This is a genomic window from Shewanella sp. cp20, assembly GCF_000832025.1.
In the GTDB taxonomy this organism is placed as follows: domain Bacteria; phylum Pseudomonadota; class Gammaproteobacteria; order Enterobacterales; family Shewanellaceae; genus Shewanella.
Genome location: NZ_JPII01000029.1, coordinates 1 through 13,100 on the forward strand (window position 1 = coordinate 1; position 13,100 = coordinate 13,100).

Annotated in this window: 14 protein-coding genes; 12 read left to right on the plus strand and 2 right to left on the minus strand. The window is 52.6% G+C overall.

Annotated elements, in window-relative coordinates; all coding sequences use genetic code 11:
* The 4 genes from DB48_RS20465 to DB48_RS11155 form a co-directional block, all read left to right on the plus strand.
* Positions 1-183 (plus strand): hypothetical protein (locus tag DB48_RS20465; RefSeq protein WP_041510366.1); only part of this gene is annotated, 183 nt, incomplete at its 5' end.
* 95 nt (positions 184-278) lie between these two features.
* Positions 279-1,016, plus strand: coding sequence for a pyridoxine 5'-phosphate synthase (pdxJ, locus tag DB48_RS11145; protein ID WP_041510367.1), 738 nt, complete (start codon positions 279-281; stop codon positions 1,014-1,016).
* Between the two features lie 53 nt (positions 1,017-1,069).
* Positions 1,070-1,471 carry a holo-ACP synthase gene (acpS, locus tag DB48_RS11150; protein WP_041510368.1) on the plus strand — a complete coding sequence of 134 codons (402 nt, stop codon included), beginning with the start codon at positions 1,070-1,072 and terminating at the stop codon, positions 1,469-1,471.
* Between the two features lie 264 nt (positions 1,472-1,735).
* Positions 1,736-2,278 carry an Mpo1 family 2-hydroxy fatty acid dioxygenase gene (locus DB48_RS11155; protein ID WP_041510369.1) on the plus strand — a complete coding sequence of 181 codons (543 nt, stop codon included), beginning with the start codon at positions 1,736-1,738 and terminating at the stop codon, positions 2,276-2,278.
* Between the two features lie 54 nt (positions 2,279-2,332).
* On the opposite strand, the gene DB48_RS11160 is transcribed toward DB48_RS11155, so the two are convergent.
* Positions 2,333-3,616, minus strand: a complete 1,284-nt coding sequence (locus tag DB48_RS11160; RefSeq protein WP_041510370.1) for an HlyC/CorC family transporter — start codon at positions 3,614-3,616, stop codon at positions 2,333-2,335.
* A 146-nt stretch (positions 3,617-3,762) separates the two neighbouring features.
* Positions 3,763-4,551: a cytochrome C assembly family protein gene (locus DB48_RS11165; RefSeq protein ID WP_041510371.1), complete on the minus strand. Its 789-nt coding sequence runs from the start codon at positions 4,549-4,551 to the stop codon at positions 3,763-3,765.
* Between the two features lie 292 nt (positions 4,552-4,843).
* On the opposite strand from DB48_RS11165, the gene ffh reads away from it, so the two are divergent.
* The 8 genes from ffh (at position 4,844) to hcp (ending at position 13,042) form a co-directional block, all read left to right on the plus strand.
* The gene (gene ffh / locus DB48_RS11170; RefSeq protein WP_041510372.1) at positions 4,844-6,217 is read left to right on the plus strand and encodes a signal recognition particle protein; all 1,374 of its coding nucleotides are present in this window, start codon (positions 4,844-4,846) and stop codon (positions 6,215-6,217) included.
* Between the two features lie 205 nt (positions 6,218-6,422).
* Positions 6,423-6,674 carry a 30S ribosomal protein S16 gene (rpsP, locus tag DB48_RS11175; RefSeq protein WP_011864867.1) on the plus strand — a complete coding sequence of 84 codons (252 nt, stop codon included), beginning with the start codon at positions 6,423-6,425 and terminating at the stop codon, positions 6,672-6,674.
* Between the two features lie 20 nt (positions 6,675-6,694).
* Positions 6,695-7,225, plus strand: coding sequence for a ribosome maturation factor RimM (rimM, locus tag DB48_RS11180; RefSeq protein WP_041510373.1), 531 nt, complete (start codon positions 6,695-6,697; stop codon positions 7,223-7,225).
* A gap of 15 nt (positions 7,226-7,240) precedes the next feature.
* On the plus strand, positions 7,241-7,987 hold the full coding sequence (gene trmD, locus DB48_RS11185) for a tRNA (guanosine(37)-N1)-methyltransferase TrmD (protein WP_041510374.1): 747 nt from the start codon (positions 7,241-7,243) through the stop codon (positions 7,985-7,987).
* A 34-nt stretch (positions 7,988-8,021) separates the two neighbouring features.
* Positions 8,022-8,372 (plus strand): 50S ribosomal protein L19, encoded by a 351-nt coding sequence (gene rplS / locus DB48_RS11190; RefSeq protein WP_011864870.1) that lies wholly within the window; start codon positions 8,022-8,024, stop codon positions 8,370-8,372.
* A 491-nt stretch (positions 8,373-8,863) separates the two neighbouring features.
* Positions 8,864-9,955 carry a 3-deoxy-7-phosphoheptulonate synthase gene (locus DB48_RS11195; protein WP_041510375.1) on the plus strand — a complete coding sequence of 364 codons (1,092 nt, stop codon included), beginning with the start codon at positions 8,864-8,866 and terminating at the stop codon, positions 9,953-9,955.
* A gap of 14 nt (positions 9,956-9,969) precedes the next feature.
* On the plus strand, positions 9,970-11,109 hold the full coding sequence (gene tyrA, locus DB48_RS11200; protein WP_041510548.1) for a bifunctional chorismate mutase/prephenate dehydrogenase: 1,140 nt from the start codon (positions 9,970-9,972) through the stop codon (positions 11,107-11,109).
* 268 nt (positions 11,110-11,377) lie between these two features.
* Complete coding sequence (gene hcp, locus DB48_RS11205; RefSeq protein ID WP_041510376.1) at positions 11,378-13,042, plus strand: hydroxylamine reductase; 1,665 nt, start codon at positions 11,378-11,380, stop codon at positions 13,040-13,042.
* Positions 13,043-13,100 lie beyond the last annotated feature (58 nt).

Consider the following 13,100-nt stretch of genomic DNA (forward strand, 5'->3'; position numbering starts at 1 on the left):
AAACAAAGCGTTGAACGTGCTCAAGACGAACCCTGTGGGCAGCGTCTGTATCATTTTTCTACTGCGTTATCGCTCATTGATGTAGCACACCACATTGCAATCGCTCTGCCTTGTATAAAATCGATACAGAATGCTGCAAAAATGAACGCGAAAGATAAACAGGCCCTAGGGCTGACACTTTAGCAATTTCATCTGGTGTTTTCCTTGTGGCCTTCCCTTAACCTTGAGTAAAATAGGCGAAAACTCCAATCGCGACACTCTACACTTAAGGACTTTCCATGAGCCGTATTCATCTAGGCGTTAATATCGATCACATTGCCACCTTACGTCAGGCCCGTGGGACCAGCTACCCGGATCCTGTGCACGCCGCGGCGGTCGCCGAGCATGCCGGCGCCGAAGGCATTACCGTGCACCTGCGTGAAGATAGACGTCACATCTGCGACAGAGACATCTATCTGTTGGCCAAGACCATCAAGACGCGCATGAACTTCGAGATGGCGGTGACAGATGAGATGCTGGATATTGCCTGCGAGGTGAAGCCTGCCTATGTCTGCCTGGTACCGGAGAAGCGCGAAGAGCTGACCACGGAAGGTGGCCTGGATGTGGCGGGGCAGCAGGAGAAGATCCGCGCCGCGGTCGAGCGTTTAACTGCGCTAGGTATCAAGGTGTCGCTGTTTATCGATGCCGATCAGACGCAGATCGATGCAACCGTCGCCGTGGGCGCCCCCGTCATCGAACTGCACACAGGCTGTTATGCCGACGCCGAGACAGATGCCGAGCAGGCCAAGGAGCTGGCGCGCATCACAGAGATGGCTAGCTACGCACACGGTAAGGGACTGGTGGTTAACGCGGGTCATGGTCTTCACTATCACAATGTTAAGCCCATAGCGGCGATTCCCGAACTATATGAGCTTAATATCGGCCATGCCATCATCGCCCGCGCCGCTATCGACGGTCTGGATAAGGCGGTGCGCGACATGAAGCAGCTGATGATCGAAGGCCGTAGCGGTCAGTAAGCTAAGGGTCTGTAAGACGAGCAATTGGTTGGGCAGATGAAGAGGGAGCACTTATGTTAGTCGGCCTAGGTACGGACATTGTCGAGATAGCGCGTATCGCCAACAAGGTGCCTGAGGCCGGTGATGAGGCGGCATTGGCTAAGTGTCCGCTGGCTAAGCGTGTGCTGACCCAGGTTGAGATGGCGATATTTCTCGCTTCCTCTCAGCCCGGTCGCTATTTGGCAAAGCGGTTTGCCGCCAAAGAGGCGGCCGCTAAGGCGCTGGGCACGGGAATTGGCCGCGGCGTCTCCTTTCAGCATATCGAGGTAAGCAACGATGCCAATGGTGCGCCGCTTATCAGCTTTCGCGATGGTGCGGCCGAGCGATTAGCCCTGCTCGGGGCAAGCCGCGCCCACATCTCTATTGCCGACGAGAAGCACTACGCGACGGCCACGGTTATTATAGAAACTGTCTAATTGATGTTGCGCGCATCGCCGTTTAACTCCCCGTCTGTGTTTCCCATTGTGATTGAGTCTCGCCGGAGCCTGCCGTTTTAAGGTTCCAGGCGAGTGTCGTTGCCGTCGATTTCTCTCCGGTTTTGCGCTGGCAAGTGTTAATAAAATGTTTTAGGTTAGGCTAACTGAGACGAACGTCACATTTAGCCTGTCGGCCAATCATAGCGGCTAGCGCAATCGGGCAGGCTTTCGTCTCGCAATATGAAAAGACGATGGAGCCGAGTCATGAAATCTGCGATCGAGCAGCTATCCACCTATAAGAGTGTTCACCTCAACCCCACCAACATAAAGACGCACTTTGTCGGCATACCGCTGATCATCTGGGCGGCCTTTGTGATGTTAAATACCATCCCCTTCAGCCTATACAGTTTCGACTCCACAGGGCTTGAGCTGAACGTGGCTGTGCTGTTTGCCTGCGGCGTATTACTCTATTATTTTGCCCTGCATGCCAAGCTGGCACTGGGACTGGTGCTATTTATCCTGCCCGTGCTCTACACCTCTTCGTTTGTATCACGAATGGAGCAGGCCTGGCCTATCGCCATCAGCGTCTTCGTCATTGGCTGGGTTTTTCAGCTGATCGGCCACAAGTATGAGAAGGCGAAGCCGGCCTTTATCGATGATCTTAACCAGCTACTGATTGGCCCTTTCTTCCTGATGGCAGAGCTCTACTTCATGCTGGGGCTGGAGCGGGACTTGGATGAGGCGATAACACCTCTGGCAAGAGACAAACGCCGGGCGTTGACTCAGGCGCAGAAGAGCGGGCAATAATCGTTTCGGCTAATTAAAAAGGCGCCTCAGGGCGCCTTTCTTGTGAAATGATGATCAGCTTCGACTGCCCTTGGGCGCCTTGTAGTGCTGGGGCATCACCCGCACCGTTTTCACCATGTTGTCGGCCACCTCGACCACCTCGAGCGGATAGCCACACAGGCGCATTGAGGTGTTAGGCTCGGGGATCTCCTCGAGATATTCCAATATCAGGCCGTTGAGTGTCTTGGGGCCGTCGATAGGGAAGTGCCAGTCCATCTCCTTGTTGAGATCGCGGATGTTGATGGTGGCGTCGATGAGGAAACTGCCATCTTGCTGCTTGTTGATATCCTCGCTGGGCGTGGTGATCATTGAGGTGGTAAAGTCGCCGACGATCTCCTCGAGAATATCTTCGAGGGTCACCAGTCCCTGAATATCCCCATACTCGTCCACCACCAGGCCGATGCGCTCCTTATTCTGCTGGAAGTTGGCCAGCTGCACGTTAAGGGGCGTGCCCTCAGGGATGAAGTAGATCTCCTTGACCGCGCGTAGCAGCGATGACTTACTAAACTGCTGCTTGGATTGCAGGCGCAGGGCGTCTCTTAGGTGAACGAAGCCGACGGCATCGTCGATATTGTCGCGGTAGAGCAGCACCCTAGTGTGTGGGCTCTGAATCACCTGCTTGTTGATGCGGCTAAAGTCATCGTTGACGTTGATGGCATAGAGGTCCGAGCGGGGGATCATGATGTCCTCCACAGTGACCTTTTCAAGATCCATGATAGAGAGCAGCATCTCTTGGTGGCGCTGAGGGATCAGGGCGCCTGCCTCATGTACCACGGTGCGCAGCTCTTCCTGACTCAGGGCATCATCGGCCTTCACTGAGCGGATCCCCAGCAGTCGCAGGAAGGTGGAGGTGATAAAGTTAACTATCTTCACCAGGGGAGAAAGTACCACCAATAAGGCCTTGAGTAATATGCTCGAGGGGAAGGCGATACGTTCAGGATGTAGGGCGGCCACGGTTTTGGGTGTCACCTCGGCAAACACTAGTACCACCAGGGTGAGCACACCCGTGGCGATGGCAACCCCCACGTCACCAAATAGGCGAATCCCCAGTATGGTAGCAATCGCCGAGGCGAGGATGTTTACCAGGTTGTTGCCGATCAGGATCAAGCCGATCAGCCTGTCCGGGCGCTCTAGCAATCTGATGGCACGTTTGGCGCCCTTGTGGCCATTGTTGGCAAGATGACGCAAGCGATAGCGGTTGAGCGACATCATGGCGGTTTCAGAGCCGGAGAAATAGGCGGAGATGACAATGAGTACGAACAGGATGATGACAAGTACGCTGGTGGATATAGCTTCCAATCAGTGGCCCCACTTTGGCGTTGATGAGTAAGAAAAGCGTTAAGATTTAGTAAATACAGCGATTTGGGCTGTGAGTCAAGTTCACCTAGGTCGCACTTTAGTCCATCTTGACCTAGGTGAAGCAAGCTGTGATTAGCGTGTTTGGCCTATTGCAGGATCAACTCTTTGACGATGCGGGCGCCGAAGTAGGCTAGCGATAGCAGGGTGGCGCCTGTCAGGGTATAGGCCACGGCGGTGCGGATCTTACAACCCACCCAGTACTGCTGTGCCAGCATGGCAATATAGGTAAACCAGGCCATGATAGAGAGTATCGCCTTGTGGCCCTGGCCGTCGGCAAACATATCGTCGAGGAAGATGAAGCCGGTTGCCAGCGAAAGGCTCAAGAGCACCACGCCGATGATCACCAGATGATAGAGCTGCTTCTCTACCGTCATCAGCGGTGGAATCGCCGGACTCAGCATCAGCTGCTTCTTCTTCAGCTTATTCTGAATCATGGCCAGTTGGATGGCATAGAGGGCCGCTATCATCAGGGCGCTGTAGGCCATTAGCGACAGTACCACGTGCGCCAACACCTCGGGGTAGAGCTCGAAGTGGATGATATATTTAGGTGGTAATAGCCACAGCAGAGCCACCGAGATGACCGAGCAGGCGTAGACCACAGGCACAACCACTATCACCTTGAGGCGGAACATCAAGATGGTAAAGGTGAAGGCGATGATCCAGTTCACCATAGAGATCACATTGGTCAGGCTAAAGTTTTGACCGTCGCCGGTGAAGATGGCCTGAGACAGGGCGGCGGCATGGAGCATCACGGCCACGGCGGCGAAGGCGGCAACGGCTTTACGGTTAGGGCCATCGGCATGAAACAGTCGACTGATGACCAAGACGAGCGCGATACTGTAGAAAAAAATGGCTGAAGCCGAAAAAATCACCATCGAAAATTAACCTATCGTTATGTGAGCTTTCTTGTGGTTATCGACGCGCGTGAGGCGGTCGAGTTTTTATCCTTAGTTGATCGTTAGAATAACACGATGGATGCTATTTTGGGCAGAGGCTTTACACACAAAAATTAGCACTTTCTGAGCGTTACTCCTAAGTTTTGACATTTTTATCCTATGGCAGTTAACTTGCCAAAGCCATAACTTACGCTGTGCGGTAGCATAATATCTGTGCATCGCTATAATACTGGCCCAATCATGTAAATTCTAAACGGTAAAGAACGCGATAATGTTTGAGAACCTCACCGACAGATTATCACGCACCCTGAAAAATATTAGCGGTCGTGGTCGCTTAACAGAAGACAATATTAAAGAAACGTTACGCGAAGTGCGCATGGCGCTGCTGGAAGCCGACGTCGCCTTGCCCGTTGTACGCGCCTTCGTTAACAGCGTTAAAGAGCGTGCCGTAGGCCAAGAGGTCACCAAGAGCCTGAGTCCAGGCCAGGCCTTCATCAAGATCGTCCAGAGTGAGCTCGAAAGCGCCATGGGCGAAGCCAACGAGGCGTTGAACCTCTCGGCGCAGCCACCTGCGGTGATCATGATGGCCGGCCTGCAAGGTGCGGGTAAGACGACCAGTGTCGCCAAGCTGTCTAAGTTCCTGCGCGAGAGACAGAAAAAATCTGTGCTGGTGGTCAGTGCCGACGTCTATCGTCCGGCGGCGATCAAGCAGCTGGAAACCTTGGCCAATGAGGTCGAGGTCGAGTTCTTCCCATCGGATGTATCACAAAAGCCTATCGATATCGTCGATGCGGCCATGGCTCACGCCAAGCTCAAATTTATCGACGTGGTGATCGTCGATACCGCGGGTCGCCTGCATGTCGATGAGAGCATGATGGAGGAGATCAAGGCGCTGCATGCGGCGGTCAATCCCGTAGAAACCCTGTTTGTGGTCGATGCCATGACGGGTCAGGATGCGGCCAATACCGCCAAGGCCTTTAACGAAGCCCTGCCGCTAACCGGTGTGGTACTGACCAAGGTCGACGGTGATGCCCGCGGTGGTGCGGCGCTGTCGATTCGTCACATCACAGGTAAGCCGATTAAGTTCCTCGGTGTGGGCGAGAAGACAGATGCGCTCGAGCCTTTCCATCCCGATCGCGTCGCCTCGCGTATTCTGGGCATGGGAGACGTGCTCTCCTTGATCGAAGAAGTCGAGCGCGGCGTCGACAAAGAGAAGGCGATGAAGCTGGCCTCTAAGGTCAAGCAAGGCGGCAGCTTCGATTTGGAAGACTTCCGTGAGCAGCTGCAACAGATGAAGAACATGGGCGGCATGATGAACATGCTCGAGAAGCTGCCCGGTGTAGGTCAACTCCCTCCAGAGGCCCTGGCTCAGGTGCAGGACGGCAAGCTAACCGGACAAATGGAGGCTATTATTAACTCCATGACGCCAGGCGAGCGTAAGCGTCCAGAGATCATCAAGGGATCTCGTAAGCGTCGTATCGCCATGGGTTCAGGCACCCAGATCCAGGACGTCAATCGTCTGCTAAAGCAGTTTACTCAGATGCAGAAGATGATGAAGAAGATGTCGGGTAAAGGTGGCATGAAGAAGATGATGCGCGGCATGAGTGGTATGCTGCCTCCCGGGATGAAAATGCCCGGACGTTAATCGTCTGACTTTGTATAGATTTAGCTAAGTCCATTAAGGGTTTTCGACCCTTGGTGGGCTTGCTATTTTTGCGTGAAAAACGTTGCATTTGTCGCCGGTTCAGGTAGAATCGTGCGGCTTTCTATCTGGGACTCTTCGCGAACACGGGGTTCCAGTTTTTATTTTTGCTTCAGAACGAAGCAAATCATTAGAGGATAAAAGACGCATGGTTACCATTCGTTTAGCTCGAGGCGGCGCAAAAAAGCGTCCATTTTATAACATCGTTGTTGCTGACAGCCGTAACGCTCGTGACGGTCGTTTCATCGAACGTGTTGGCTTCTTCAACCCTGTTGCTCGTGGTCAAGAAGAAGCTCTTCGCTTAGATCTTGATCGTGTAGATCACTGGGTTGCTAACGGTGCAGCTACTACAGATCGCGTAGCGAAACTGATCAAAGACGCTCGTAAAGCTGCTGCTTAATAGCGTTTAGGTATAGATTGATGAGTAGTCACCAAGAACCTGTCGTACTGGGCAAATTAGGCGCTAGTCACGGCATTAAAGGTTGGTTGAAGATCACTAGCTATACCGATTCTGTCGAAGATATTTTTGACTATTCACCTTGGTTGATTAAAGAGCAAGGCGAATGGCGCGAAGTCAAGGTTGCACAGTGGCGTTACCAAGGTAAGGCGATTATCGCCGCCCTGGAAGGCGTAACCACTCGAGACCAAGCGCAAATGCTCACTAACTGTGAGATTGCCATTCCCGCCGAGGCGATGAAGGAGCTGCCGGAAGATGAATTCTACTGGCGTGATCTTATCGGCTGTGAGGTGGTGAATACTAAAGGCTATAACATGGGCAAGGTCGACCAGATCGTGGAAACAGGATCGAACGACGTGCTACTTGTGAAGGCCAACGCGAAAGATGGCTTTGGCAAAACGGAACGTATGATTCCTTTTGTTACCGAGCAGTTCATCCTCGAGGTGAATCTGGCGGAAAAACAAATTTTAGTGGATTGGGATCCGGACTTCTAAGTCGAGGGGCAACAGATGTGGTTAGGGGTAGTCACCCTGTTTCCAGAGATGTTTCGTGCCGTAACAGACTTTGGTGTAACGGGTCGGGCCGTAAGTAACGGTTTGTTAGAGTTGCAAACGTGGAATCCTCGCGATTTCACCCATGATAGACATAGAACAGTGGACGACAGGCCTTATGGCGGCGGACCTGGCATGTTGATGATGGTGCAGCCTCTACGTGATGCCATCCATGCAGCGAAAGCCGCTGCGGGTGATGAGGCTAAGGTGATTTATCTTTCTCCTCAGGGACGCAAGCTGACTCAGCAGGGCGTCGAAGAGTTAGCTAAATCGGAGCGTTTGATTTTAGTGTGTGGTCGCTACGAAGGTATCGATGAGCGCATTATTCAGACGGAAGTGGATGAAGAGTGGTCGATTGGAGATTACGTGCTCTCGGGCGGTGAACTCCCAGCGATGACGCTGATCGATTCGGTTTCACGTTTGGTTCCAGGTGTTCTTGGAAAGCAGGCGTCGGCAGAGCAGGATTCCTTCTCTGACGGATTACTGGATTGTCCCCACTATACTCGCCCAGAAAGCCTAGATGGTATCGATGTACCGGCGGTATTGCTTAGTGGCAACCACGAAAATATTAGACGCTGGCGATTGCAGCAGAGTCTCGGAAGAACTTTACTGCGGCGACCAGAATTATTTGAAAATCTAGCTCTGACTGACGAACAAACCAAGCTATTAGCCGAGTTTGTTAATGCCGCCCAAGCTGGCGAGTAAAAGTGGTCAGTTATTACTAGTATGGAGTTTATTCATGAATAACATCATTAAAATGCTCAACGATGAGCAAATGAAGCAAGACGTACCAGAATTTGGTGCAGGTGACACAGTAGTTGTTAAAGTACGTGTTGTAGAAGGCGGTAAAGAGCGTCTACAGGCGTTTGAAGGCGTTGTTATCGCTAAGCGTAACCGTGGTTTACACTCTGCATTCACAGTTCGTAAGATCTCTAATGGTGAAGGTGTTGAGCGTGCGTTCCAAACTCACAGCCCGCTCATCTCTAGCATCGAAGTTAAGCGTCGCGGCCGTGTTCGTCGTGCTAAGCTTTACTACCTACGTGAGCGTTCAGGTAAGTCTGCACGTATCCGCGAGAAGCTTGCTAAGTAAGCTATCGCTAAAACGTAAAACAAGATGCAGTGTTCGCACAATGACCCGCCTTATGGCGGGTTTTTGTTTTTAGCGGCACAGTAATACCAATCGTAATAAACAATTGATCATTCTAGCTTGTTAAAATGCTCGATAACTGTATTAGTATTTTTAATTGTAGAATAACTACTTATCTAAAAATCCTGCTTTGTTCTCAAGCGTTTTTCCTGTGCTATTTCTGATCACATGTTTACCGTGATTGGTATCATTCCTCTCGCCTTGTCCCTTTTAATTGCGTCATCCTTTCACCCTCGTAGCGATCAATCCTCTCTCTTTAGCTGCTATTAAAGCTCTCTTCTCTTCACGTTTTCGGCTTTCATCGTGAATTCTGTTTGAAAAGTAAATTTCTACTTGATCTAAATTTATGCAGCAGGCATAGTTAGCTCACAGGTGTAATGGTGTACTATTACGATATTGCGGTTTAGAGAAGACACACTAGGTTGGTGACAGGTATGCAGCAAGATACGATTAATAACGTTCACATCAGCTCGGAGAAGGTGCTGGTGACCCCGGAAGAGTTAAAACAACAACTGCCCCTGTCGACTGCCGCCTATCACTACGTACTCAATGCACGCCGCACTGTGGCGGATATAGTACACAAGCGTGATAATCGCGTACTCGTGGTCAGCGGGCCTTGCTCTATCCACGATATCGCCTCGGCCAAGGAGTATGCGCTGCGCCTCAAGACGCTGCACGATGAGCTCAAAGACGAGTTCTTCATCCTGATGCGCGTCTACTTCGAGAAGCCTCGTACCACGGTGGGCTGGAAGGGAATGATTAACGATCCCGACATGGATGAGTCCTTCGATGTCGAGAAAGGCTTACGCCAGGCGAGAGAATTGATGATCTGGTTGGCGGAACTGGGTTTGCCGGTGGCCACCGAGGCGCTGGATCCCATCAGTCCGCAATATATTTCTGAGTTGGTCACCTGGTCGGCCATCGGCGCGCGCACCACAGAGTCTCAGACCCACAGGGAGATGGCCTCGGGGCTCTCTATGCCGGTTGGCTTCAAGAACGGCACAGACGGCAAGCTAGGGGTGGCGATCAACGCGTTGCAGTCGGCGGCCAGTAGCCACAGATTCATGGGGATCAACCAGGCGGGGCAGGTCGCCTTGCTGCAAACCGCGGGTAACCCGGATGGTCATGTGATCCTGCGTGGCGGTAAGACGCCTAACTATGATGCGGCGAGCGTAGCCGAGTGTGAGCAGCAGCTGCATGCGGCCAAGCTCAACGCCAGACTGATAGTGGATTGCAGTCATGGTAACTCGAGTAAAGATCATACTCGGCAGCCGAGTGTCTGCCAGGATGTATTCGAGCAGATCGCTAACGGCAACAAGTCGATCATAGGTGTCATGCTGGAGAGCCACCTCAATGAGGGCAACCAGAGCAGCGATAAGCCGATGAGTGAGCTGGCCTACGGGGTGTCGGTTACCGATGCCTGCATCGACTGGCAGACCACAGAGGAACTCCTGCGTCAGGGGGCCGCACAATTGGCATCGGTTTTACCCAGCAGATTTGCTATGCTCAAGGCGGTTAATGCTTGATGGAAAGTGCGCAAATGAGTGAGAAAACCACCAAAGAGCTTGAAAAATTAAGAGAACATATCGACAGCGTCGATCAACAGCTGTTGCATCTGCTGCGTAAGCGCCTGGATCTGGTGGCCCAGGTGGGTGGCGTCAAGCATGCGGCCGGGGTGCCCATCTATGCGCCTCAGCGTGAGGCCTCCATGCTGGCTAAGCGCCGGGAGGAGGCGGCTAAGATGAATGTCTCGCCTCAGCTGATCGAAGATATTCTGCGTCGCCTGATGCGCGAGTCTTATCTCAACGAGAAGGATGTTGGTTTCAAGCAGGTGAAGACAGATCTGGGCCATGTGGTGATCGTCGGTGGTCAGGGCAAGTTGGGCGGCCTGTTTGCCCAGATGCTGAGTCTGTCCGGCTATCAGGTGAAGTCTCTGGATAAAGATGACTGGCAGCAAGCCGAGGCGATATTCGATGGGGCAGGGCTGGTGATCGTCACTGTACCTATTAGCATTACCTGTGAGCTTATTCGCGACAAGCTTACCAGCCTGCCAGCAAATTGCATTCTGGCGGATCTCACCTCTATTAAGGAGAAGCCACTCGATGCTATGTTAAGCAGTCATCAAGGCCCAGTGGTGGGGCTGCACCCCATGTTCGGCCCGGATGTCGGCAGCCTGGCTAAGCAGGTGGTGGTGGTGTGTCATGGTCGAGGTCGCGAGCAATATGAATGGCTGCTCGAGCAGATTGGCATATGGGGCGCGCGCCTCGTCGAGGCCGATGCTCAGCAACACGACAAGGCGATGCAGCTGGTGCAGGCGATGCGCCACTTCTCATCGTTCGTCTATGGCCTGAATCTCTATCGCGAGGCTGCCGATATCGACAATCTACTGCAGTTCAGCTCGCCCATCTACCGTCTCGAGCTGGCCATGGTCGGGCGTCTGTTTGCCCAGAGTCCTGAGCTCTATGCTGACATCATCTTCGCCCAGCAGGAGAGCCTGACGGCAATAGGGGATTATCTGGATAACTATGCCCAGGCTCTCGAATTGCTTAAACGCGGCGATAGGCAAGGCTTCATTCGTGAGTTCGAGGCCGTGGCGGCCTGGTTTGGAGATTTCGCGCCTCAGTTCCAGCGTGAGAGCCGCGCCATGTTGCAATCGGTCAATGATATGAAGACCAGCTAATCGATATTACTGATTAAAGCTCCCTGGCGGCGCCCGAGTGTCTGACACTCAGGGCGCCGCTTTTTATTTGGCAGCCCAAACCGGCTAATAGCTTGTTTTAAAATATCTTTACCATAATTTTTAACAAGTTAGTTTCGCAATTGCTAATTTGATCCGCTTCATAATTTCTCACATTACTGTCAATTTTATCTTCTGTGAGTGTCATTAGCACAGTAGACTGCGTCAAAACATGCAAAGAAAAAGCATGATTAAATAAAGGAGCAGTGTTGTGTTTTGTATTCAGTGTGAGCAAACCATTCGTACCCCGGCCGGTAACGGCTGTAGCTATTCTCAAGGTATGTGCGGCAAGTTAGCTGCGACCTCAGATCTACAAGATCTATTGATCTACATCTTACAAGGCGTGTCGGCCTACGCCGAGAAGGCGCGCGCGTTTGGTATCATAGACCCGGCCATCGACACCTTCGTGCCTAAGGCGTTCTTCGCCACCCTGACCAATGTGAACTTCGACGATGAGCGCATCATAGAATATACCAAGCAGGCCTACGCCTACCGTACTCAGCTACAGGCGGCCTACGAGGCGGCATGTAAGAAGCAGGGGCAACCAGTTGAGACACTGATCCCTGCCGCCAGCCTGGTGCTGGCCAGCGTGAAAGAAGAGATGTTGGCCCAGGCCGCTCAGGCGATCCCGAATCGCGGAAAAGATGCGGTCGATGAGGACATCATGGGGCTGCGTCTGTTGTGTCTGTACGGCCTGAAGGGCGCGGCGGCTTACATGGAGCACGCGCGCGTGTTGGATCAGACTGACGTTGAGGTGGCAGCTAAGTTTCATCAGATCATGGCATTCTTGGGCTCAGACTCTGTCGATGCCGACAAGTTGTTTGCCACCGCCATGGAGATTGGCCAGCTAAACTACAGCGTGATGGCCATGTTGGATAAAGGGGAAACCGAGGCCTTCGGTCACCCTGAGCCGACTCAGGTCAACACGGTTGCGGTGAAGGGCAAGGCGATTCTGGTGTCGGGCCACGACATGAAAGATCTCGAGCTTATCCTGCAGCAGACCCAAGGTAAGGGCATCAACGTCTTTACCCATGGTGAGATGCTACCGGCGCTGGCTTATCCCGAGTTGAAGAAGTATCCCCACCTAGTCGGTAACTACGGCAGTGCGTGGCAAAACCAGCAGAAAGAGTTCGCTAACTTCCCTGGTGCGGTGGTGATGACCTCTAACTGTATTATCGATCCTAACGTGGGCGACTATGCCGACCGTATCTTTACCCGCAGCATAGTGGGTTGGCCCGGCGTGACCCATATCGTAGGGGATGACTTCTCCGCGGTGATCGATAAGGCCTTGGCGCTTGAGGGCTTTGCCTATGATGAGATCCCCCATCACATCACCATAGGTTTTGCCCGCAACGCGTTAATGGCCGCCGCGCCTGCCGTGGTGGAGAACGTCAAGAATGGTGCGATCAAGCACTTCTTCCTGGTGGGTGGTTGTGACGGTGATAAGGCCGAGCGTAGCTACTTTACCGATATCGCCAAGGCGGCACCTAAGGACTCCATTATCATGACCTTAGGTTGTGGTAAGTATAAGTTCAACAAGCTCAGCTTCGGTGATATCAATGGTATTCCACGCCTGCTGGATATTGGTCAGTGTAACGATGCCTACTCGGCGATTCAGCTAGCCATCGCGCTGTCAGAAGTGTTCGAGTGTGAGATCAACGAGCTGCCGCTGAGTCTGGTGCTCTCCTGGTTCGAACAGAAGGCGATCGTTATCTTGCTGACCCTGTTATCACTGGGCGTGAAGAATATACGTACGGGCCCAAGTGCGCCGGCCTTCTTAACGCCAAACCTGCTTAAGGTGCTGGAAGATAAGTTTGGTCTGCGTAATACCACCACGGTAGAGCAAGATCTGAATGCCATTTTAAACGTCGCTTAAAATGTCCCCAACGCCCACGGCAGTGTCGTGGGCGTTTTTTATTTTTTGGTGAGTCGCC